18 protein-coding genes are annotated in these 22443 nt (G+C 58.0%); 2 read left to right on the top strand and 16 right to left on the bottom strand.

Going from position 1 to position 22443, the window contains the following annotated elements; translation table 11 throughout:
• Positions 1–53: 53 nt before the first annotated feature.
• Positions 54–257, bottom strand: coding sequence for a hypothetical protein (locus tag KI236_RS01030; RefSeq protein ID WP_212818580.1), 204 nt, complete (start codon positions 255–257; stop codon positions 54–56).
• Between the two features lie 288 nt (positions 258–545).
• Between KI236_RS01030 and KI236_RS01025 the strand changes: the two genes are divergently transcribed.
• The gene (locus KI236_RS01025) at positions 546–2438 is read left to right on the top strand and encodes a C69 family dipeptidase (protein ID WP_212818578.1); all 1893 of its coding nucleotides are present in this window, start codon (positions 546–548) and stop codon (positions 2436–2438) included.
• Positions 2439–2945: 507 nt separating this feature from the next.
• Here KI236_RS01025 and acrA read toward each other — a convergent pair.
• The 5 genes from acrA to KI236_RS01000 form a co-directional block, all read right to left on the bottom strand.
• The gene (gene acrA, locus KI236_RS01020; protein ID WP_212818576.1) at positions 2946–4067 is read right to left on the bottom strand and encodes an acryloyl-CoA reductase electron transfer subunit beta; all 1122 of its coding nucleotides are present in this window, start codon (positions 4065–4067) and stop codon (positions 2946–2948) included.
• A 16-nt stretch (positions 4068–4083) separates the two neighbouring features.
• A complete protein-coding gene (acrB, locus tag KI236_RS01015) occupies positions 4084–4884 on the bottom strand; it encodes an acryloyl-CoA reductase electron transfer subunit gamma (RefSeq protein ID WP_212818574.1) in 801 nt (266 codons plus the stop codon).
• Between the two features lie 20 nt (positions 4885–4904).
• Complete coding sequence (locus KI236_RS01010; protein WP_212818572.1) at positions 4905–6068, bottom strand: acyl-CoA dehydrogenase; 1164 nt, start codon at positions 6066–6068, stop codon at positions 4905–4907.
• Between the two features lie 23 nt (positions 6069–6091).
• Positions 6092–6928 (bottom strand): 3-hydroxyacyl-CoA dehydrogenase family protein, encoded by an 837-nt coding sequence (locus tag KI236_RS01005; RefSeq protein ID WP_212818570.1) that lies wholly within the window; start codon positions 6926–6928, stop codon positions 6092–6094.
• 66 nt (positions 6929–6994) lie between these two features.
• Positions 6995–7774, bottom strand: a complete 780-nt coding sequence (locus KI236_RS01000; RefSeq protein WP_228738064.1) for an enoyl-CoA hydratase-related protein — start codon at positions 7772–7774, stop codon at positions 6995–6997.
• Positions 7775–8026: 252 nt separating this feature from the next.
• On the opposite strand from KI236_RS01000, the gene trmB reads away from it, so the two are divergent.
• Positions 8027–8815: a tRNA (guanosine(46)-N7)-methyltransferase TrmB gene (gene trmB, locus KI236_RS00995; protein ID WP_228738063.1), complete on the top strand. Its 789-nt coding sequence runs from the start codon at positions 8027–8029 to the stop codon at positions 8813–8815.
• A 297-nt stretch (positions 8816–9112) separates the two neighbouring features.
• Here the strand turns inward: trmB and KI236_RS00990 are convergent, their stop codons facing one another.
• The 10 genes from KI236_RS00990 to KI236_RS00945 all read right to left on the bottom strand — a co-directional run bounded on the left by KI236_RS00990 (position 9113) and on the right by KI236_RS00945 (position 22443).
• Positions 9113–9766, bottom strand: a complete 654-nt coding sequence (locus tag KI236_RS00990) for a lysoplasmalogenase family protein (RefSeq protein WP_212818566.1) — start codon at positions 9764–9766, stop codon at positions 9113–9115.
• A 224-nt stretch (positions 9767–9990) separates the two neighbouring features.
• The gene (gene cls, locus KI236_RS00985) at positions 9991–11514 is read right to left on the bottom strand and encodes a cardiolipin synthase (RefSeq protein WP_212818564.1); all 1524 of its coding nucleotides are present in this window, start codon (positions 11512–11514) and stop codon (positions 9991–9993) included.
• 143 nt (positions 11515–11657) lie between these two features.
• Positions 11658–12998, bottom strand: coding sequence for an oxygen-binding di-iron domain-containing protein (locus KI236_RS00980; protein WP_212818562.1), 1341 nt, complete (start codon positions 12996–12998; stop codon positions 11658–11660).
• A 313-nt stretch (positions 12999–13311) separates the two neighbouring features.
• A complete protein-coding gene (gene rplT / locus KI236_RS00975; protein ID WP_212818560.1) occupies positions 13312–13662 on the bottom strand; it encodes a 50S ribosomal protein L20 in 351 nt (116 codons plus the stop codon).
• Positions 13663–13696: 34 nt separating this feature from the next.
• A complete protein-coding gene (gene rpmI / locus KI236_RS00970; RefSeq protein ID WP_021859480.1) occupies positions 13697–13894 on the bottom strand; it encodes a 50S ribosomal protein L35 in 198 nt (65 codons plus the stop codon).
• 48 nt (positions 13895–13942) lie between these two features.
• Positions 13943–14515 carry a translation initiation factor IF-3 gene (gene infC, locus KI236_RS00965; RefSeq protein WP_212818558.1) on the bottom strand — a complete coding sequence of 191 codons (573 nt, stop codon included), beginning with the start codon at positions 14513–14515 and terminating at the stop codon, positions 13943–13945.
• 421 nt (positions 14516–14936) lie between these two features.
• A complete protein-coding gene (locus tag KI236_RS00960) occupies positions 14937–18884 on the bottom strand; it encodes a PolC-type DNA polymerase III (protein WP_228738062.1) in 3948 nt (1315 codons plus the stop codon).
• A gap of 2 nt (positions 18885–18886) precedes the next feature.
• Positions 18887–19924: a flavodoxin-dependent (E)-4-hydroxy-3-methylbut-2-enyl-diphosphate synthase gene (ispG, locus tag KI236_RS00955; protein WP_212818556.1), complete on the bottom strand. Its 1038-nt coding sequence runs from the start codon at positions 19922–19924 to the stop codon at positions 18887–18889.
• 63 nt (positions 19925–19987) lie between these two features.
• A complete protein-coding gene (locus KI236_RS00950) occupies positions 19988–21052 on the bottom strand; it encodes a M50 family metallopeptidase (protein WP_212818554.1) in 1065 nt (354 codons plus the stop codon).
• A gap of 254 nt (positions 21053–21306) precedes the next feature.
• Complete coding sequence (locus tag KI236_RS00945; RefSeq protein WP_212818552.1) at positions 21307–22443, bottom strand: 1-deoxy-D-xylulose-5-phosphate reductoisomerase; 1137 nt, start codon at positions 22441–22443, stop codon at positions 21307–21309.

Below are 22443 nucleotides of genomic sequence, written 5' to 3'. Positions count from 1 at the left end.
GAGGTACGGGGGCGGCGGGACACATGGGTCCCGCCCTTTATGATGGTATGGGGTTATGCAACGGGGAAGATCAGCTTCAAAATGCCGAATACCACCAGCAAAATGGCGGCGGCGATGAGCGCCCGGAAGCATATTTTTTTGTTATGCAGGGCCAGCTCCTCATCCTCCTCGTTCTGCCAGCGGACATAGAACCAGGCCGCAAACAGCAGGCTGACAAAGGGTCCGAATATAAGCCCGATCATGGCAACAATTCCCATAAGTATACGCCTCCTCCGTTTTTTGATAGTATACCGAAAAAGAAGGCGTTCGTCAAGATTTGGGTGAGCGCTGTGGGTTTCCGGGTGCGTGGGCGTTGGTGGTTTTTTACAACAGCTTTCCTCTTTTGTATATTCCATTCGTATATTCATGCTAAATATTCAATTTATCTTAATATTTATGCACTTTATTCTTGACAGTTATGAATATTTATGTATAATAAGCTCATCACACAAAACCGTGCGTTCCTCAGCGCCAAAGGAGGTTCGGCACAGGAAGGGAGAACAAAAATGAAAACGATGAAGAAAATTTGGTTCCTGATGGCAACGATGGCAGCCACCTTGCTGCTGTGCGTGATCAGCGCTTCGGCCTGCACCATGGTGTATGTGGGCTCTGATCTGACAAGCGACGGCTCTTCCTTCCTGGCGCGAAGTGAGGACTTCTCCAACAGCTACAATAAAATCGCCTATGTGAATCAGCACGGCAAGTACAAGGCCGGGAGTGTGTACGAGGGCTGCTACGGTTTCACCCACACCTTCACCCATGACAGCTACTCCTACACCGCCACCTCCGATGACATCACCTCCGGCGTGTGCCCCGACTGCGGGCAGACCCATCCCCATACCCCCATGGAGGAGGTGGGCACCAACGAAAAGGGCGTGTCCGTTTCCGCAATGGTGACGCTGCGGGCCAACATCAAGGTCACCGGTGTGGATCACATGGTCGGCGGCGGTATGTGCGAGAGCGACATGGCCACCATCCTCCTCAGCGAGGCCACCACGGCCAAGGAGGGCGTGGAGCTGCTGCTGAACATCTACAACACCGTAGGTGCCGAGGAAAAATCCGGCGTACTCATTGCCGATCAGAACGAAATCTGGTATGTGGAGAACTTCACCGGCCACACCTACACCGCCATAAAGCTCAGCTCCCACATGATCACTATTAACCCCAATATGGGCGCCATCGGCCTGGTGGATCTGGACGACACGGAGAATGTCATTGCCTCCGCAAACCTGATCTCCGTGGCCGAGCAGGCGGGCACCTTTGTGGGTGACAAGAACGAGAACACCATTGATGTTTTTAAATCCTACTGCTACTATGCATCCGGCACCCCCAGCGGACGGCTAGTGAACGGCATCAACTACTTCCTGAACGGCGGCTCCGAGACGGCGGCCACCCTGACACCGGAGGACTACACCATTTCCAATGTAAAAGACGGCAAGATCACCGCTCTGTACACCAACATTCAGAACAAGCTGGGCCAGATCGGCGTTCAAAATATGGTGGATTTCTACAAGGTAAAAGGCATTGGCAACACAAGTAACCTGGAGTGGCACATCTTCCAGATCCAATCCGATGCGCCTATGGAGACCGGCACCATCGAATGGCTGGCCATGGAGAACGGGCAGTACACCGTGGCTATTCCCTACTTCCCTCTTCTGACCACGGATATGTATGAGGGCTACAAGTTCGGCGGCCAGAAGGCTACCGTTACCGCCATCAAGCCTGAAACGAACTACGGCAGCTATAAGAAGAACGCCACCAAGTATGTGGTGCTGCCTGAGGGCTGGGAAAAGGGCTACTACTGGACCGTGGATGCGCTGTCCAACTACGCACTGTCTGACCTCTGCTCCGCTGAGGACAACGCTCTGATCCACAGTGAGCTGGCGAAGATGCAGCAGATCTGCTACGAAAAGGCCCTGGAGATGAAGTCGGCCCTGAGCGGCATGAGCGGTGATGCGGCAAAAGCCTATGCCACCGAGCATAGTGCGGCCCTGGCCAAGCAGGCCCACAGCCTGACCCTGGAGCTTTACAAGCACACTGTGTCCCACGAACATAGCTACGGTGAGTGGGTGACCACCACGGCCCCCACCTGCAAGGCAGAGGGCGAGGCCACCCAGACCTGCAAGTTCTGCGAGGCGACCCAGACGAAGGTGCTGGCCAAGAGTGACGAGCACACCTGGGACCAGGGCACAGTGACCAAGGCCGCCACCACCACAGAAACCGGCGTAAAGACCTACACCTGCCAGGTGTGCCAGGCCACTAAAACCGAAACCATCCCCCTGGTGGTCAAGGCTCCGGCCACCGGCGACAACAGCCACATGGTCATGATGGCAGCGGCCATGGTGCTGTCTGTGACCGGCGCAGCCTGGATGCTGAAGAAGAAAATTTGGGTGAAGTGAGACACTTCTTGTAGAAAATGAATCCCGGGTCCTTCGGAGGGAGGGCCCGGGATGCTTTTGTTGTGTTTAGGCGCGGGGGTTGGGGTTACGGATTGCCACAGCCAGTGTACGCGCTGGCTTCGCAATGACACGGGGTCTTGCATGGGGTGCGGTGGGGCGGGCGACCGCAAGGGTCACCCCTACAAGTGTTAGGGGATTTCCGTAGGGGCGGGGCAGAGCCCCGCCCCTACGGAGGACATGGTAGTGCGGTGGGACGGCGGGCGACCGCAAGGGTCGCCCCTACGGAGGGCACGGTGGTGCGGTGGGACGGTGGGCGACCGCAAGGGTCGCCCCTACGAGGGAGAATGCACCCCCGTTAAAATGCCTCGCGGAGTTTGCCGCCCGCAGGCGGCAAACTCCGCGAGGCAGACTGGGGGCCTTTTGGCAGAAAAATCGGAGATTTTTCGCCAGGGACGACAAAAGGGCTGTCCCGGAGTGGGACAGCCCTTTTGAATCGGTAAAAAGAGTTTACTGCGCAGCCTTGGCAGCCTTGATGGACTCGATCAGCTCGGGAACGACCTTGAACAGGTCACCCACGATACCGTAGTCAGCCACCTCAAAGATGGGAGCGGTATCGTTCTTGTTCACAGCGATGATGCACTCGGAGTCCTGCATACCGGCCTTGTGCTGGATGGCGCCGGAGATGCCCAGGGCGATATAAACCTTGGGATGCACGGTCTTACCGGTCTGGCCGACCTGATGGTCAGCAGTGATCCAGCCGGCGTCCACGCAGGCACGGGAGGAGCCCACGACGCCGCCCAGGACCTCAGCCAGCTCCTCGGCCAGCTTGATGCCGCCCTCAACATCCTTGCTGATGCCGCGGCCCACGGACACGATGAAGTCCGCACCGATCAGGTCAACCAGCTTCTTGGCAGCCTTCACGACCTCCACAACCTCGGTCTTGATGTCGGCCTCGGTGAGGTTGAAGGCGGGATGCAGAATCTCCACATTCTTCTTGCACTCGCGCTTCTTCATAACGCCGGGGCGCACAGTGGCCATGGCGGGACGGAAGCGGGGGCAGAAGATGGAGGCCATCAGGTGACCGCCGAAAGCGGGACGGGTCATCTTGATGTCGCGGGACACATCGTGGTCAGCACCGTTGATCTTCACGGTGCCCAGCTTCTCGATGCGCTCGGCGGGCAGAGTGGAAGCTTCCTTCAGGAAGTTCTTGTAGATGGGCATATCAATGTCCAGGTGGGTGCAGTCCGCGCACAGGCCCGTGTGCAGACGGGCAGCGCACCGGGGAGCCAGGTCACGGCCGATGTTGGAGGCGCCGAAGAGCAGGATCTCGGGCTTGATCTCCTCCACTGCCTCGGAGATGACCTTGGTATAAGCGTCGGTGGTGTAGTCCTTCAGCAGGGGGCTGTTGTACACATACACCTTGTCGGCGCCGTAGTTGCCCAGCTCGGGGGCGATGGCGTCCACATTGTCGCCCAGCAGGATGCCGCAGAGCTCTACGCCCAGCTCGTCCGCCAGCTTCCGGCCCTCGGAGATCAGTTCAAAGGTGGTGGGCATCATCTTGCCCTGGCGCTGCTCACAAAATACCCATACATTTTTGAACGCGCCGATATCAGCACTATTAAAAGCCATTTTCTTATCTCCTTCCTTAGATGATGTGCTTGGCGGCCAGGATGCCTGCCAGCTTGTCGGTGGTCTCCTTGCCGGCGCCTTCGAGCATCATGCCGGCGCCCTTCTGAGGAGGCGTGAAGGAGGTCAGAATGTTGGTGGGAGAACCCTTCAGGCCGATGGTAGTGGCATCGATCAGGGGGTGATCCTTCAGGGTCTCATAGGTCATGGTGACCAGGGGCTTGGAATAAGCGTCGAACGCGCCGCCCACGGACAGATAACGGGGCTGATTCAGCTCCTTGATGCAGGTGATCATGCAGGGGGTCTTGACCTTGACGGTCATGTAGCCGTCTTCCAGCATGCGCTTCACGGTCAGGGTGTTGCCGTCCTTCTTGATCTCGCCTGCATAGGTGATCTGGGGCAGGTGCAGCTTCTCAGCGATCTGGGGACCCACCTGGGCGGTATCGCCGTCGATAGCCTGACGGCCAGCCAGGATGATGTCGTCATCCTCCACGCCGTAGGTGTCGATGCCGGCAGCGATGATCTGGGAGGTGGCGTAAGTATCGGAGCCGCCGAACTCACGGGCGGTGATGAGAACGCCCTCGTCCACGCCCATGGCCATCAGCTCACGGAGCATACCCTCAGCAGGAGGGGGACCCATGGTGAAGGCCACGACCTTGCAGCCCAGCTCGTCCTTGAGAGCCAGAGCGGCCTCAACGGCGTTCAGGTCATCGGGGTTGATGATGGTCTGCATGGACGCACGGTCCAGGGTACCATCGGGGTTCACTGCCACCTTACCGGAGGTATCGGGAACCTGCTTTACAGTTACAAGAATCTTCATTTTACCTTTTACCTCCTTACTTACTTAACGCCCAGGTGGCTGGAAATAACCATGCGCTGGACCTCGGAAGTGCCTTCGTAGATCTCGGTGATCTTGGCATCGCGCATCATGCGCTCCACGGGATACTCACGGGTGTAACCATAGCCGCCGAACAGCTGCACGGCGCGGCGGGTCACATCGGAAGCGGCCTCGGCAGCGAACAGCTTAGCCATGGCAGCGTCCATGGAGTAGGGCTCGTGGTTCTGCTTCTTCATAGCAGCAGCGTACACGACATACTGAGCAGCCTGCATGCGGGTGTGCATATCAGCCAGCTGGAACTGGGTGTTCTGGAACTGGGAGATGCGCTTACCGAACTGAACACGCTCCTTGGTGTACTTGATGGCTTCCTCAACGGCGCCTTCGCCCAGACCCAGAGCCTGAGAAGCGATACCGATACGGCCGCCGTCCAGCGTCTTCATGGCGATCTTGAAGCCTTCGCCCTTCTTGCCCAGCATACGATCCTTGGGAATAACGCAATCCTCAAAGATCAGGTCGCAGGTAGAGCTGCCGCGAATACCCATCTTCTTCTCATGCTTGCCCTGGGTGAAGCCGGGGTCGGTCTTTTCCACGATGAAGGCGGAAATCTCCTTCAGGCTGCGGCCACGCTTGTCGGTGGTCTTGCCGGTGACGGCGATAACCACGAAGGTGTCGGCCACATTGCCGTTGGTGATGAAGCACTTGGAGCCGTTCAGGATGTAGTTCTCGCCGGACTCATCCAGGACAGCGGTGGTCTGCTGACCCTGGGCGTCGGTACCGGCGCCGGGCTCGGTCAGACCGAAGGCACCGATCTTCTTGCCGGAGCACAGGTCGGGCAGATACTTCATCTTCTGCTCCTCGGTACCGTTCTCAAAAATGGGAGCGGCACACAGGGAGGTGTGGGCGGAAACGATAACTGCGGTGGTACCGCAGACCTTAGCCAGCTCCTCCACGCACATTGCATAGGACAGCACATCGCCGCCGGCACCGCCGTACTGCTTGGGGAAGTAAATACCCATCATACCCAGCTTAGCCATCTTCTCGACGGTTTCCATGGGGAAGCGCTCTTCCTCATCGATTTCAGCAGCCAGGGGCTTTACTTCGTTCTCTGCAAATTCACGATACATCTTGCGAACGAGCAGCTGTTCCTTAGTCAGATGGAAATCCATACTCTTTTCTCCTTTACCGAATTTTACTTTTTGTAATTAAAGATACCCTCGCCGGACTTCATGCCCAATTTTCCGGCGCGGACCATCTTACGGATCATGACATTTGCGCGATACTTGCTGTCGTGGGTCTCATTGAAGAGGACATCCATGATGTTCAGGACCACATCCCAGCCGATCAGGTCGCCCAGGTGCAGGGGGCCCATGGGGTGGTTGCAGCCCAGCTGCATAGCAATATCGATATCTTCTGCAGAAGCAACACCTTCCTGCAGAACGCAAACGCCTTCGTTGCAATAGGGGATCAGGATCTTGTTGACCACAAAGCCGGGGGCCTCATTGACCACCACGGGGGTCTTGCCGATCTCCAGAGACAGGTTCTTGGTCCACTCGACCAGCTCGGCGGGGGTGTTGCCGCCGGCAATAACTTCCACCAGCTTCATGGCGGGAACGGGGTTAAAGAAGTGCATACCGACCATGGGGTGCTTCAGACCCTGGGCCATCTCGGTGATGGACAGAGAGGAGGTATTGGTAGCGAAGATGGTGCTATCCTTGCACATAGCATCCAGCTTAGCCAGCAGTTCCTTCTTCACGGCCATATTCTCGGCAACGCACTCGATGACCAGATCGGCATCGGCGGCAGCGTCCATCTCCTCCACCAGGATGCGGGACATGATGTCATCGGCAGCAGCCTGATCCATCTTGCCCTTGGCAACCTTCTTAGCCAGAGAGGCAGCCAGCTTATCCTTATGGCGCTGTGCGCTCTGTACGCTGGAAGCATACATCAGGGCGGTGTGGCCCTTTGCTGCGAAAACCTGGGCAATACCGCTGCCCATTGTGCCGGCACCAAATACTGCAATTTTCATAATTGTTTTCCTCCTATTATAATAATGAAAACTATTTAATCATCAGGCCGGAGCCTGTTAATTAACTTACTTGTTCTGATAGGGCTCGTGCTTACGCTTTTCCAGGAAAGCGCCCATGCCCTCCTTCTGGTCGGCGGTCTCGAAGCAGCTGCCGAACAGCTTCTCCTCGATGACCACGGCGTCGTCCATCTTTGCCTCCAGGCCCTCATTGATGGCCTTCTTGCAGGCGCGAACAGCGATGGGGGCGTTCTTGGCGATGGTGGCGGCCAGCTTCTCCGCGGCGGGCATCAGCTCCTCCAGGGGATAAACGGCATTCACCAGGCCGATGCGCAGAGCCTCGTCAGCCTTGATATTCTTGGCGGTATAGATAAGCTGCTTTGCCATGCCGGGGCCTACCAAACGGGCCAGGCGCTGGGTGCCGCCGAAGCCGGGGGTGATGCCCAGGCCCGTCTCGGGCTGGCCAAAGACGGCGGTATCGGCGCAAATGCGAATGTCACAGCTCATGCTCAGCTCACAGCCGCCGCCCAGAGCGAAGCCGTTGACCGCGGCGACGGTGGGAATGGGCAGGGTCTCCAGCTTGCGGAATACATCGTTGCCCTTTTTGCCGAAGGCCTCGCCCTCGACCTTGGTGAGGGTGCTCATTTCGGCGATGTCGGCGCCGGCCACGAAGGCCTTCTCGCCGCTGCCCGTAAGCACCAGGGCACGGATCTCTTCATCCGCATTGACCAGATCCAGCAGCTCGTTCAGATCCTCCAGGACCTGAGAGTTCAAGGCGTTGAGGGCCTTGGGGCGGTTGATAGTGGCCACGGCAATGCTGCCCTTTTTTTCTAACAGAATGTTGGTCACAATAGTTCCTCCTTCTATCCCGCCGGATGTGCAGTTCCTGCCGCCCGGCGGTTTTGTTTGACGGGGCGGACTTGCTCTCTCGGAGGCGCAAGAGGACCCTTTCATACAGCTTCAATTATAGTATATCGTTTAATTTTTATCAAGTCTTTCTCGGTCACATTTTGCGAATTTTACATATCGCACAAAAGAAAGCGGATTTCTTTGCACACTTTTCAAGGCAAACCGCCAAGGCAGGAACCGGGAGGGAGGATTTTGACAAAAAATGGGGCGTATGGGTTTGCGCAAGGAGGAATTCTATGGTATAATGAAATGAATATTGCCCTGCTGCGGCAGGGTATCGGCGGAGGAAACAAGGCTATGCGTATGCGGAAAAAGAAAAATTTGCAGCCCCGTATGGAGTCCTGCCGGGACTGCTGGGTCCGGGAGCCGGAGGCTATGCGGGGACGGTGGCGAGAGCTGTATCCCCAGGCGGAGCGGCTGGAGGTAGAGCTGGGCTGCGGCAAGGGGCGCTTCACCGCCGGAACCGCCCAGGCCCAGCCGAACACCCTGCTCATCGCCGTGGAAAAGGTGCCGGACGCCATGGTGGTGGCTATGGAGCGGGTGACGGAGCAGAGGCTCTCCAATGTGTTTTTTATTGACGCGGACGCGGCGCTGCTGCCGGAGCTCTTCGCCCCGGGAGAGGTGGACCGCATTTACATCAATTTCTGTGACCCGTGGCCCAAGAGCAACCAAAAAAAGCGGCGGCTGACCCACGGAAATTTCTTGAAAAAATACCGGCAGGTGCTGAAAGCGGGCGGACAGATCCACTTTAAGACGGACAATGACAAGCTCTTTGACTGGTCCGTGGAGGAGATCCCGCAGTTTGGCTTCACCCTGTCGGAGGTGACCCGGGACCTGCACGGGGAGGGCCCCGTGGGTGTGATGACCGACTACGAGGCAAAGTTTTACGGGGAAGGGAAAAACATCAACCGCTGCGTGGCCACCATGGTGGACTGGACGGAGCCGGAGACGGCGGAGGAGGCCGCAGCAGCAGAGGGCTGATCCCCTCCCCTGCCGACACTCTCTCTGCAAGAAAAATACCATCGTAGGAATGCGATGGTATTTGAGACTGTCGAAAAACCCTCCGGGTTTTTCCGACAAAAGGATTGCAGTCTGCTGCGCGCATAATTTGTGCGTCGTAGACGCACAAATTCCACACTGGCAGCCTGAGAAGTATTTTCTCTCACGCGCATGTCGCGAGAGAAAATGATTTTATTTCTTTGCCGCCTGCGGGCGGCAAACTCTGCGAGGCTTTTTTGACACACTGAAATACCATCGTAGGAATGCGATGGTATTTTTTTATGCGGCTGCAATGTATCCGGCACACAGGAGGAACTGGCCGGAGAAGTAGAGCAGCCAGTTCAGGTTCGCCACGAGGATATGATTTTTTTGGTAATTCCAAATGCCCAGGACTATGTCCGACAGGAAGAACAGCAGGCCGCCCAGACCCAGCAGGAGGCTTCCCGGGGCTCCGGGGGCGGCGATGGCCGCCGAGAGACTTTTGGCCGCCGTCATGGCCACCAGGCCAATATAGATGGTAAGCCAGGGCTCATTTTCCGAGGTATCCCACCGACCTATCCCCTTGAGGGCCAGGGCCAGAGCCAGCAGGCCTGCCAGCACCGCCAGAGCGCTCAGGCGAAAAGGGGCCAGGAGGAACAGGGCCACCAGATTGCACACATGACCCAAGCTGAAAAGCAGGATGCCGCAGGTGAATTTACCGGGGCTGCGGCGGATGTATTGCAGGAAATAATCACCTCCGGCACACAGCACCATACCCAGATCCGCCGCCAGCAATACTGGGGAATACCGACGCAGCAGCGCCACCAGCAGACACAGGGCCAGCGTGAGGGTCAGGGTGACCTTCAGGGCGGTGGCAGCCCAGAAGTGATAGCGGTTTTCCTGGCGGATATAGAGCAGGAAGCACAGGGCAAAGGGGAGCAGGATGAATTGCATGACAGTCTCCTTTTCGGTGTGAGTGGGGGTGTTTAGAGCTCGTTAAGAATAGTATATCATAAATAAGGCTCCGTGGCAAGGGCAGAGCGTCACGCCCGGCCTTGTAATAACATATGATTTTACGGCAGCTTAAAAACAGTCAAAAGCGCCGTCTTGGGAAAATTCCCAAGACGGCGCTTTTCATGATGGAAGTAGGCAAGTGCTTTCACGGCATAGAACCCTTATCAGCACAGGGGGGAGATGATTCGCAGAACGCTGTCTACCATTCGGCTGTGCAGGGCCTTCCTCAGATCCTGCTGTGTAATTTCCTTACACAAGGGAAGGGTTTCTTCAAAATCCTGCTTCAAGTCCCGCAAAAGCGAGGCGCGGTAAAACAGGGCGTTGCATTCAAAATGAAGGAAAAGACTGCGATAATCCAGATTTACCGTTCCCAGCATACCGATTTCATCATCGAGCAGGCAGGCCTTTGCATGGAGGAAGCCGGGGGTGTAGGTATAGATGCGTACGCCGGCCTCCAGCAGCGGGCGGAAAAAGCTCTGCGTCATCCGGTAGGCGAGCTTTTTATCCGGGACACCGGGCACAAAAATGCGCACATCAACGCCCCGCTGCGCTGCTCGCACAAAGGCGTCCAGCAGTGTGTCGCCCAGCATGAGATACGGGGTAAAAAACCACGCATATTGCGTCGCCTGCCCCAACAATTCCATATACAGATGGTTGCTGACCGCATCCCGGTTTGCGGGAGAATCGCAGTAGGGCAAGACATATCCATCCCCCTGCTCAGGGGGGCAGGAGCCGCAGGAATCCGGGAGCGTCAGGGGGTCTTTAGAAAAGGCGTTCCAGAATTCCGCGAACATCTGCGCATAGTTCTGCACAGCCGGCCCCTCCAAACGGAAGCCGCCGTCCTTCCAGTACCCGTACTTTTCGATGCGGTTGATGTATTCATCCGCAAGGTTGATGCCGCCGCTGAAGGCAACTTTTCCGTCGATGACCAGAATTTTACGATGGTCCCGGTTATTCAGCGTTCCGGAAAGGAAAAGCCGCATTGGGTTAAAGGAAACGCACTTGATGTTCCTGCGCCGCAGATACTCTGCATATCCCGGCGGCAGCGTGGTCAGGCTGCCGAGATCGTCATAAATGATCCGAACATCCACGCCGCAGGCAGCCTTTTGAACCAATGTGGCGAGCATGGACTGCCACATTTTGCCCTCTGAAATAATGAAATACTCCAGATAGATATACTTTTCCGCCTGCTCCAGCGCCCTTAGCATCACCGGGAACATCGCCTCTCCCGACGGATAGTACCGGGCGTCCCGGTTTCTTTGGACCGGATAACGGCTCAGCCGGGAGGCGTAGTGGAATATCTGTGCCATATGAGGTGATTCCTGCTCCAGTTCGTGGGCCGCGTCTGCCTCTGCCTTGGGCGGCCCGATCTCGGCAACGGCCTTTTCCAGGCGGCGGTGCAGCGGGCGGCTGGTTTTTTTATCACCGAAGCCCAGATATAAGATCGCGCCGAACAGGGGAAAGGCAAGTATGCAGATCAGCCACAGGATCTTATAGGCCGGTTCGTCGCGCTTGGACGCCACATAGAGGACAAACAGCACCGCCAAAACGGTGAGTACGATATTGATAGGCAGCGCATAGGGCGCGAGAAATTCCAGCAGTCCCCAAAGCCAGGTGAGCTGTATCAGGACTGCAAGGGCCGTAACGATCAGGCGGCTGCCGATGATCCGTTTATAGCTCCGCTTCATAGGCTGCCTCCCCACTCCTGCCGCGCAAAAAGGTAGTTTTCATTGTGTGTTGTCAAAAGATAGATGGATTTCATACACCTTTCACCTCAGGGCCGTGCTTCAATACAGCATTTCAGCGTCTTAAAAAAGTCTCTTTGCCCTTTTTACTGCTCTGCGAAATACTGGGGGCCGGCGCCGCAGAGGGGGCATTTATAGTCCTCGGGGAGGGTATCGCCCTCGTAAACATAGCCGCAGACCTTGCAGACATAGCGCTTGCCGCCGGCGGGCTTTTCCTCTTTTTCCTCGGCCCGGCGGACATCCTTGGCCAGCAGGTCAGCCAGGGTATCCAGCTGCAGCACCTGGTCGGGGCGCAGGGCAGACTTTACCGTGAGGGTGTCGCTGACCTTCTCCCAGTGCAGGGGCTCAATGATCTGCTCCATACCCTTTCCGGCAGCGGGAGACCAGGAGCCGTTTTCCAGGATGGCGTAGCGGCGGTTTGCCAGCTTGTGGGCCGCCAAATCGTGGAGAAGCTGCTCCATGCAGATGAACACGCCCATATTATAGGTGGCAGAGGCCAAAACAATGTGGCTGTACTTAAAGGCGTCGGACACAATGCTGCTGAGGGGGACCACAGAGGTATCGCGCATGGTGACGGGAACGCCCTGCTCCGCCAGACGGCAGGCCAGGATATTGGCAGCGCTCTCCGTGTCGCCATAAATGGAGGCGTAGGCGATAAGCACGCCCTGGACCTCCGGCTGATAAGTGCTCCACAGCAGATGCTTATGAAGAATGTAATCCAGATCCTTGCGCCACACGAAGCCGTGAAGAGGCAGGAGCATGGCAATGTCCAGCTTTGCCGCCTTGTCCAGCACCGCCTTCACCTGGGGACCGTACTTACCCACGATGTTGGTGTAGTAGCGGCGGCACTCGTCCAGGCAGTCCCGGTCAAAGTCCACCTCGTCGGCAAAGAGGTGGCCATTGAGAGCGCCGAAGCAGCCGAAGGCGTCCGCCGACAGCAGGAGCTTGTCCGTACGGTCGTAGGTCATCATCACCTCGGGCCAATGGACCATGGGCGCCGCCACAAATTGCAGCGTATGGCGGCCGGTGCAGAGGGTGTCCCCCTCCTTGCACACGCGGATGCGGTCGTCGTAGACATGACCGAAGAACTGGCCGATCATGGTCTTGGCCATGGCGGTGCAGAGGATCTGCACATTCGGGAAGCGCAGCACCATGTCCTCCAGCTCGGCGGTGTGGTCCGGCTCCATGTGGTGGACCACGATATAGTCCAGGGTGCGGCCATCCAGGGCGTGGTACAGATTTTCCCGGAACTGGTGGATCACCTGGGCATCCACCGTGTCAAACAGGACGGTCTTTTCGTCCAGAAGCAAATAACTGTTATAGGAAACGCCCTCCGGCACGCCGAACACGCCCTCGAACACCGCCAAGCGGCGGCTGTCGGCTCCGATCCAGGTGTAATCATCATTGACTTTGCGAACACAATACATACAGGTTCCCTCCCGGTATATTTTTTTGTTATTATACTGCAAAAAATTTTGATTGACAAGGGCAGATAGAAAAGAAAAAAGCCTCGCAGAGTTTGCCGCCCGCAGGCGGCAAAAAATTAAAATCATTTTTCACCGCGACATGTGCGTGGGGAAAAATACCTCTCAGACTGCAAGTGTGGAATTTTTGCGCCCGGCGCAAAAATTATGCGCGCAGCAGGCTGCAAACCTTTTGTCGGAAAATTCCTTCGGAATTTTCCGACAGCAAAAAAAGTGCAGCCCGGAGACTGCACTTTTTTGCGGATACAATATAGTCTTAGGCCTTCTTAGCGATGTCGCACAAGGCGGTGAACGCCACGGCGTCGTTGATAGCCATTTCGGACAGCATCTTGCGGTTGATCTGGATGCCGGCCACCTTCAGGCCGTGCATAAAGGTGGAGTAGTTCATGCCGTTCTGCTTGCAGGCAGCGGAGATACGGGTGATCCACAGCTGACGGAAGTCGCGCTTCTTCAGCCGGCGACCTACATAGGCGTAGGTCAGGGACTTCATGACCTGCTCATTGGCCATCTTAAAGTGCTTGGACTTGGCACCCCAGTAACCCTTGGCCAGCTTCAGGGTCTTATTTCTTCTTTTACGCGCCATCATTGCGCCTTTAACTCTTGCCATTTGTACTTGCCTCCTATTCTAACGATTCCGTCGATTATTTGTAAGGGATCATCTTGCGGATGGTCGCCTCGTTGGTGCAGTCGGCATAAGTGCCGGAGCGCAGGCGACGGCCACGCTTGGTGTCCTTCTTGGTCAGGATGTGGCTCTTGAAAGCGTGGGCTCTCTTGACCTTGCCGGACTTCGTCAGATTGAAGCGCTTCTTTGCGCCGCTATGGGTCTTCAGTTTAGGCATGATAAATACTCCTTCCGTATGCTCTCCGCCCGGTGGCGGAAAGATAAATTACTTGCCTGCTTTAGGGGAGAGGAAAATGAACATATTCCGTCCCTCCATCTTGGCAGCCTTTTCCAATGTTGCTGTGTCGGCGCACTGCTCGGCAAACTTGTTCAGCAGATCCCGGCCGATATCCGTGTGGGCCATTTCACGGCCACGGAAGCGGACAGACACCTTGACCCGGTTGCCGTCTGCCAGGAACTTCTGGGCGTTTTTTAGCTTGGTGTTGAAATCGCCCACATCAATGCCCGGGGACATCCGGATCTCCTTGATCTCCACCACATGCTGATTTTTTCTGGCTTCCTTCTCGCGCTTGCTCTGCTCAAACTTGTACTTGCCGTAGTTCATCAGCTTGCACACAGGGGGCACAGCCTGCGGAGAGATCTTTACCAGGTCCAAACCGCGCTCGTCTGCGATGTGCAGGGCCTCCTCCGCGGAAACAATGCCCATCTGTTCGCCGGTCTCACCGATGAGGCGGATCTCCTTATCGCGGATCTCCTCGTTCAATTCATGCTGCAGCTTGCTAATGGCCGAAACACCTCCATTCAAAAATAAAAACACGGATGCCGAAAGCACCCGCATAGCCTAAACACCGCCCCAAAATCGGGAGGGCGCTGCGCTATTGACCTCTTTGCCTGTGGCGGGAGGTGAGGCGGATGCATCCAGCCTTCTTTGTTTTTCCTATGGTATTGTAGCACCCGGGCGGGGCAATGTCAATATTTTTTTGAGAAAATTTTGTATATTTCACCGGGGTCATGGCACACTAAGGGCGTACACAGTTCGGAAAAGGAGGTGCTCAGCATGGCTAAGAACAACCAGAACAAGAACCAGAATCAGAATCAGAACAAAAACGGCAAAAATGAGAACCAGGAGCAAAACAAGCAGGCCAAGGAGTGCAACTGAGTCAGCCGACCGGGAGCCCGTGCTTTCCCCTCTTGAAAGCATGGGCTCCCGGACCGTCTCTGCGAGGCTCTTTTCCCCGCTGTCCGATTACATAATTTTCTTACAAGCCGTCAAACAAATTCACCTGGCTGGTGTCCGCCATCCCCGCAAAGGCCCCCAGGGCCTTCAGCTGCTCGATATGGGTCTTGGACAGCTTGCTGCAGCACATGGAAAACTCCTCCACAGAGATGAAGGTCTTGCCCTTGCGCTTTTCCACCGTGTCCTGGGCGGCGGCCTCCCCCAGTCCATGGACGGAGATCAGCGGCGGCAGCAGCCCGCCCTCGGTGATGATGAATTTCGAGGCATCGGACCGGTAAATGTCGATGGTATCAAAGTGGAAGCCCCGGAGATAAAACTCGTAGCACACCTCCAGGGTCACCAGGAGGTTCTGCTCCACGGCGGTGGCGTCCTTGTTGTTCTCGATCTCGTGAATTTTTCGCTCCACGGCCTCCTTTCCGGCGCAGCAAAACTCCGCGTCAAAGGCCTTGGCCCGGATGGTGAAGAAGGTTGCATAGAAGGCCAAGGGCTCATGGACCTTGAACCAGGCGATGCGGAAGGCCATCATCACATAGGCCACGGCGTGGGCCTTGGGGAAAAGATAGCCGATCTTGGCCAGGGACTCGATGTACCACTGGGGCACCCCGTGCTCCTCCATGGCCTCCACCCAGCCCTCCTGGAAGCCGCCCTTTTTCACCTTGCCCTTTCGCACGGCCTCCATGATCTTAAAGCTCATTTTCGGGTCCAGACCCATGGAGATGAGATAGAGCATAATGTCGTCACGGCAGCCCACGGTCTGCAGAACCGAGGCCGTACCGCCCACGATCAGCTCCCGGGCGTTTCCAAGCCACACATCCGTGCCGTGGGAAAAGCCCGAAAGCCGCACCAGGGTGTTAAAATCCTTGGGCTGGGTATCTATGAGCATCTGCCGGGTGAAACGGGTATTGAACTCCGGGATGGCCACGGCGCCGGTGGGGCCCAGAAGCTCGTCATTTTCAAAGCCCAGCACCTTAGAGGAGGTAAAAATGCTCATGGTATCCGGGTCGTCCAGGGGAATAGCCCGGGCATTGACCCCGGTGAGGTCCTCCAGCATACGGATCATGGACGGGTCATCGTGGCCCAGCATATCCAGCTTCAGGAGGTTGTCCTCCATGCAGTGGTATTCAAAATGGGTGGTGATGGTCTCGGCATCCTCGGCATCTGCCGGGTGCTGCACGGCGGTGAAATCCTCCACATCCATATCGTCCGGCACCACCACCAGGCCGCCGGGGTGCTGGCCCGTGGTGCGCCGCACGCCCACGCAGCCCAGGGTCAGGCGGTTCATCTCCGCGTTTCCGGCGGTGATGTCCCGCTCCTCCAGATATTTTCGCACAAAGCCGTAGGCGGTCTTTTCCGCCAGGGTACCGATGGTCCCGGCCCGGAACACCTGGGTCTCGCCGAACATCTCCACCGCGTGGCGGTGGGCTCGGGCCTGGTATTCCCCGGAGAAGTTCAGGTCAATATCCGGCACCTTGCCGCCGCCGTAGCCCAGGAAGGTCTCAAAGGGGATGTCAAAGCCGTCCTTGACCAGCTTTTCCCCGCACTGGGGGCAGATTTTATCCGGCATATCCGCGCCGCAGCCGTAGCTGCCGTCGGTGATGAACTCCGTGTGCTTGCACCGGGGGCAGCGGTAGTGGGGCGGCAGGGAGTTTACCTCTGTGATGCCCGCCATATAGGCGACCAGCGACGACCCCACGGACCCTCGGGAGCCCACCAGATACCCGTTTTCCAGGCTCCGCTGCACCAGCTTCTGGGCCGACATATACACCACATCGTACTTGCCCAAAATGCCGCCCAGCTCCACATTCAGCCGGTCCACGATGAGCTGGGGCGGATTTTCCCCGTAGAGCTCATGGCACTTGCTCCACACCATGTCGTGAAGCTCCTGCTCGGAATTTTCCAGTCGCGGCGGGAAAAGCTGTCCCGGAGGCAGCAGCTCGATCTCCTCCACCAGATCTGCAATGGCCCGGGTATTTTTCACCACCACCTCGTAGGCGGTCTCCTCTCCCAGATAGGAAAATTCCTCCAGCATTTCGTCGGTGGTCTTGAAGTAAATGGGCAGGCTCTTGTCCGCGTCGGGGAATTTTTTACTGGCCAGGAGCACATGGCGGAAAATCTCGTCCTCCGGCTCCATGAAATGCACATCTCCGGTGGCGCAGACGGGCTTATGAAGCTCTGCGCCCAGGCGGACGATGGTGCGGTTGAAGTCCCGCAGCTCCTCCTCGTCCCGGGCCTCGCCGCTGCGCAGCATGAAGGCGTTGTTGCACAGGGGCTGGATTTCCAGGTAGTCGTAAAAGGAGGCGATGCGCTTCAGCTCGTCCCAGTCCTTGTGCTCCACCACCGCCCGGAAAAGCTCCCCGGCCTCGCAGGCGGAGCCGATGATAAGCCCCTCCCGGTGGGCCGCCAGCTCGGTCTTGGGAATGATGGGGAAGCGCTTAAAATACTTCAGGTTGGAGGCCGACACCAGCTGATACAGGTGCTTGAGCCCCAGCTTGTTTTTCGCCAAAATAATAATGTGCTTGGGTCTGCGGTGGTTCTTATTGCCCAAGGGCCGCAGCTCCAGCATTTTTTCGTTTATTTCCTGCAGGCGGCTGATGCCCAGCTCCCGGCGCATTTTCTCGAAAAAGGGGATAAGCATATAGCCCACCATGCCTGCATCGTCCGAGGCGCGGTGGTGATTAAAGGCGGGCAGATCCAGGTGCTCCGCCACCACATCCAGCTTAAATTTATTCAGCTCCGGCAGCAGATTTTGGGCCAGAATCAGGGAGTCCACATAGGTGGGAGAAAAATCCAGTCCCGCCCGGCGGCACCCCTCCCGAATGAAGCCTATGTCAAACTCCGCGTTGTGGGCCGCCAGGGGCCGCCCATCTACGAATTTCAGGAACGCCTCCAAGGCCTCTTTGGGCTGGGGCGCGTCCTTGAGCATAGCGTCGGTGATGCCCGTGAGGCCGATAATTTCCGGGGTCAGCCGGCGGCCGGGGTTTACAAAGGTCTGAAAGCGGTCCACAATTTCCCCGTTTTTCAGCACCACCGCGCCGATCTCCGTGATGGCCTCCTTCATCACCTGCAGGCCCGTGGTCTCAATGTCGAAGCAGACGATCTCATCGTCAAGATCCTGGTCCGCCGGGCCGTGTACCACCACCCGATCGTCCAGATTGTTGATAAAGTACCCCTCTACGCCATAGAGAATTTTAATCTTTCCCTTGGCCGTGTGCCAGGCATCGGGAAAGGCCTGGCACACCCCGTGGTCGGTGAGGGCAATGGCCGGGTGGCCCCAGGAAATGGCCTCCTTGATCACCGCCGCCGGGTCTGTTAGGGCGTCCATGTTGGACATACGGGTGTGCAGGTGCAACTCCACCCGCTTCTCCCTGGCCGTATCCTTCCGGGCCTCGTGGCCGATCTTCACGATGTTGAAGGGGGCCAGCTGCATATCCTTTCCGTCCCTGGTCAGCTCCATGATCCCCTGGACCCGCAGCCACATACCCGGGGCGATGGCGCTTTGCAGGCTGCCCAGCTCCTTGGTCTGCATATACTTGCGGACGGTGACGGAGTTTTGGTTATCCGTTATGTCAAAGGTCAGGACCCACACCCCGGGCCGCCGGGTCTCGTGGCAGTCAAAGAAGAATACCTTGCCCTCCACCACCACGGTGCCCATCTTAGGGTTCAGCCCCTCCATGGAGATGGGTCGACCCTTGATGGGCTTGCCCAGCAGCACCTGCTCCGCGCTCTTTTTTCCGCTGGCAGACACGAAGCGCAGCCGTATCTGGCGCAGGTCGTAGTGGGTCTGCAAAAGCTGCTCCAGGGCGGTCACGGCGGCCTCCGGCACCGAATGCTGGCACTCCACCTCCGCCTCCAGGGCGCGGCTCTCCCGATTCACCTCACCGCTCACCACCTTGGCCCCCGTCAGCATAGACCGAAACTCCTGGGGCGGCAAGAAGCTCCCAAAAAAGTCAAAAAATCCGATTTTCTCCATACTTACAGCTTCTCGATCTCTTCCATCAGTGCATCCACCAGCTTCTCCTCCGGCACCTTATACAGAATCTCGCCCCGGCGGAATACCAGGCCCTCGCCCTTTCCTCCGGCGATGCCCACATCGGCGGCAGCGGCCTCTCCGGGCCCGTTGACCACGCAGCCCATCACCGCCACGGTGATGTTTTTATCGCAGCTCTCCAGCCGCCGCTCCACCTCCCGGGCAATGGGGATCATGTCGTACTGCGTCCGCCCGCAGGTGGGACAGGAGACCAGATTCGGCCCGAAGCGCCGCACCCCGGCGGCAGAGAGAATTTGTTTCGCCGCCCGTACCTCCTCCACCGGGTCTGCCGTGAGGCTCACCCGCACGGTGTCGCCGATGCCCAGGCACAAAAGGCCCCCGATACCCATGGCGGACTTCAAAATACCCATGGTGGGCGTACCCGCCTCGGTGACGCCCAGGTGCAGGGGATAGTCCGTCTGGGCCCGCAGAAGCTGGTAGGCCCGCATATTCACCGGCACATTCGAGCATTTCACGGAGATGCAGATGTTGTCAAAATTACAGTCATTTAAAAGACGCACATGGCCCAGGGCGCTCTCCACCAGGGCCTGGGCCGTAACGCCGCCGTGCTTGGCCAGCAGCTCCTTTTCCAGAGACCCCCCGTTGACGCCGATGCGGATGGGGATGCCCCGCTCCTTACAGGCGTCCGCCACGGCACGCACCCGATCCCTGGACCCGATGTTTCCGGGGTTGATGCGAATTTTATCCGCCCCCTGCTCCGCGCACATAAGGGCCAGCTTATAGTCAAAATGGATGTCGCACACCAGGGGGATGTGGATGTGCCGTCTGATCTCCCCCACGGCCCGGGCTGCCTCCACATCCGGCACGGCCACCCGGATGATCTCGCACCCGGCCTCCTCCAGACGGAGGATTTGGCCCACCGTGGCCTCCACATCCCGGGTAGGCGTGTTGCACATGGACTGTATGCTCACGGGGGCGCCGCCGCCCACGGCCACGCTGCCCACCTGAATTTGCTTACTCATGTTCTCATACGCTCCTTTCTCCCGCGCCTAAAGCGCAAAAAGCCTCGCAGAATTCACCGCCCGTTATTGGAAAATTTTCCACACATCCTGGAAGGTCACCGCCAGCATCAGCAGCATCAGCAGCACAAACCCGGCAATGTGGACATAGCTCTCGAATTTCTGCGGAATACGCTTGTGTACAAGCAGCATACACAGGGCGTTGATGACCAGGAAGAAAATCTTCCCCCCGTCCAGGGCCGGCAGGGGCAGCAGGTTCATTACCGCCAGGTTTACCGCGATCATAGCCGCCAGATACGCAATATTCCGCACGGCGGCGGCGGTGGAGCCGCTATTCTGGCCCACATCGGTGATGACCGTCACAATGCCCACCGGGCCGCTGATGTCCTTGACCCCGGCCTGGCCCGTCACCAGCATCTGCAGCGACAGGCGCACCATGCGCACGAAGTCCGCGGCATTGGCAAAGCTCATTTGCAGCCGGTCTCCCAGGGTGGTCTTCTTCACGGTGAAGTTCAGCCCGTAGCCGGTGTAGGCCTTGCCGTTTTGGTCGGTGTACTCCCGGCACTCCATGGAAACCCCCGAAAGCTCCACTTTTTTCCCGTCCCGCACCACGGTCAGGTCGTACTGCCCCGTTTGGTTCAGGTTCAGCAGCAGCGACAGGTCGCTGTACACATAGATTTTTTCCCCGTCGATGGCCGCGATGCGGTCCCCCACCTGCAGGGTCTCCTGCAGGGGGCAGCCGTCGGCAAAGCTCCCGATAACGGGCTGGACCATGGTTTTCACGCCGCTATTGAGGCACAGGATAATAAGCAGGCCCGCAAGGAAATTCATCCCCGCCCCGGCGGCAAAGATCAGCAGCTTCGCCCAAAAGCCCTTGTTTTCCAGGGCCCGGGGATCGCTGGAGGCCTCGTCCTCCCCCTCCATGGCGCAGAATCCGCCGAAGGGAAGGCACCGCAGGGCGTACAGAGTCTCCCCCTTTTGCTTCTTGCAAATAGCCGGGCCCATGCCGACGGAGAACTCATTCACCCGCACGCCGCAGGCCTTGGCGGCCATAAAATGCCCCAGCTCGTGTACGGCGATGAGCACGCCGAACACCAGCACCGCGATTAAAATATATACAACAGTGGACATAGTCACTCCCATCTGACGCCCCGGGCGCCGGTGACTGTCGAAAAACCCTCCGGGTTTTTCCGACAAAAGGTTTGCGGTCTGCTGCGCGCATAATTTGCCCGTCTGTGACGGACAAATTCCACACTGGCAGCCCGAGCGGTATTTTCTCTCACGCACATGTCGCGAGAGAAAATGATTTTATTTCTTTGCCGCCTGCGGGCGGCAAACTCTGCGAGGCTTTTTTGACACGCTGTGACGCCCCGGGCGTCGGTGATTTACCCGGCGGCCTCCCGGCCCAACCGGTCTGCCTCCAGTATATCCGCAAGGCTCGGCTGATATTTCACCGCTACCCGGGAAAGAGCCTGCTCCACCCGGCGGGAAATATCGTTAAACCCTATCTCACCCCGCAAAAACTGCGCCACGGCCACTTCATTGGCCCCGTTCATAATGGCGCAGGCGGTGCCCCCGGCGGCGGCGCACTGCTTGGCGATGCGCAGGCAGGGAAAGGCCGTCTCATCCGGGGCGCTGAAGGTCAGGGGCCCGCAGGAGAGCAGGTCCAAGGTTCTATCCGGGGTCTCGGCCCGGTAGGGATAGGTCAGGGCATAGCGGATGGGCAGCTTCATATCCGGCGTACCCAGCTGGGCCAGCATGGCCCCGTCCCGGAACTCCACCAGGGAGTGCACAATGCTCTGGCGGTGGATCACCGCCTCCACCTGAGAAAGAGGCAGCCCGTAAAGCCGCATGGCCTCGATGATCTCCAGGCCCTTATTCATCAGGGTAGCGGAGTCGATGGTGATTTTTGCGCCCATGGTCCAGTTGGGGTGGCGCAGGGCGTCTCCCGCCGTCATATGCTCCAGCTCTGCAAAGCTCTTGCCGAAAAACGGCCCTCCGGAGCAGGTGAGCAGCAGGCGCTTAATTTCGCTTCTGTCCCGGCAGCCCTGAAGGCTCTGAAATATAGCCGAATGCTCCGAGTCCACCGGCACGATCTCCGCGCCGTATTTTTTCGCCTCGGCCATCACCAGCTCCCCGGCGCACACCAGGGTCTCCTTATTGGCCAGGGCGATACGCTTTTTCTTTCGGATGGCCGCGAGCGTCGGCTCCAGGCCCACGCTGCCCATGACCGCCGTGACCACGGTGTCGGCATCCGCCAGCTCCGCCGCCGCTAAAAGGCCCTCCATGCCGCTCATGACCTGGATGGGCAGATCCTTCAGTCGCTCCCGCAGCTCCCGGGCCGCCGCCTCCTCATACACGGCAGCAAGGCACGGGCGAAACTGCCGTGCCTGCTGCTCCAATAAATCGATCTGTCTTCCGGCGGTGAGGGCCGCCACCCGCAGGCCCAGCTCCTCCGCCACCTGCAGCGTCTGCCGGCCAATGGAGCCGGTGCTGCCTAAAACGGAAATACACTTACTCAT

The organism is Vescimonas fastidiosa, from assembly GCF_018326305.1.
Classification (GTDB): domain Bacteria; phylum Bacillota; class Clostridia; order Oscillospirales; family Oscillospiraceae; genus Vescimonas; species Vescimonas fastidiosa.
Note: the sequence above shows the minus strand (reverse complement) of the source record. Positions and strands in the feature narration are given on the sequence as shown.

Coding starts and splice junctions, on each gene's coding strand:
- rpmI (WP_021859480.1), bottom strand. CDS start 13,894: ATGCCTAAACTGAAGACCCATAGCGGCGCAAAGAAGCGCTTCAATCTG.
- KI236_RS01010 (WP_212818572.1), bottom strand. CDS start 6,068: ATGGATTTCCATCTGACTAAGGAACAGCTGCTCGTTCGCAAGATGTAT.
- acrB (WP_212818574.1), bottom strand. CDS start 4,884: ATGAAGATTCTTGTAACTGTAAAGCAGGTTCCCGATACCTCCGGTAAG.
- acrA (WP_212818576.1), bottom strand. CDS start 4,067: ATGGCTTTTAATAGTGCTGATATCGGCGCGTTCAAAAATGTATGGGTA.
- KI236_RS01030 (WP_212818580.1), bottom strand. CDS start 257: ATGGGAATTGTTGCCATGATCGGGCTTATATTCGGACCCTTTGTCAGC.
- cls (WP_212818564.1), bottom strand. CDS start 11,514: ATGAAGCGGAGCTATAAACGGATCATCGGCAGCCGCCTGATCGTTACG.
- infC (WP_212818558.1), bottom strand. CDS start 14,515: ATGCGGGTGCTTTCGGCATCCGTGTTTTTATTTTTGAATGGAGGTGTT.
- KI236_RS01025 (WP_212818578.1), top strand. CDS start 546: ATGAAAACGATGAAGAAAATTTGGTTCCTGATGGCAACGATGGCAGCC.
- KI236_RS01005 (WP_212818570.1), bottom strand. CDS start 6,928: ATGAAAATTGCAGTATTTGGTGCCGGCACAATGGGCAGCGGTATTGCC.
- ispG (WP_212818556.1), bottom strand. CDS start 19,924: ATGAGTAAGCAAATTCAGGTGGGCAGCGTGGCCGTGGGCGGCGGCGCC.
- KI236_RS00950 (WP_212818554.1), bottom strand. CDS start 21,052: ATGTCCACTGTTGTATATATTTTAATCGCGGTGCTGGTGTTCGGCGTG.
- KI236_RS00960 (WP_228738062.1), bottom strand. CDS start 18,884: ATGGAGAAAATCGGATTTTTTGACTTTTTTGGGAGCTTCTTGCCGCCC.
- KI236_RS00980 (WP_212818562.1), bottom strand. CDS start 12,998: ATGTATTGTGTTCGCAAAGTCAATGATGATTACACCTGGATCGGAGCC.
- KI236_RS00945 (WP_212818552.1), bottom strand. CDS start 22,443: ATGAGTAAGTGTATTTCCGTTTTAGGCAGCACCGGCTCCATTGGCCGG.
- KI236_RS00990 (WP_212818566.1), bottom strand. CDS start 9,766: ATGCAATTCATCCTGCTCCCCTTTGCCCTGTGCTTCCTGCTCTATATC.
- rplT (WP_212818560.1), bottom strand. CDS start 13,662: ATGGCAAGAGTTAAAGGCGCAATGATGGCGCGTAAAAGAAGAAATAAG.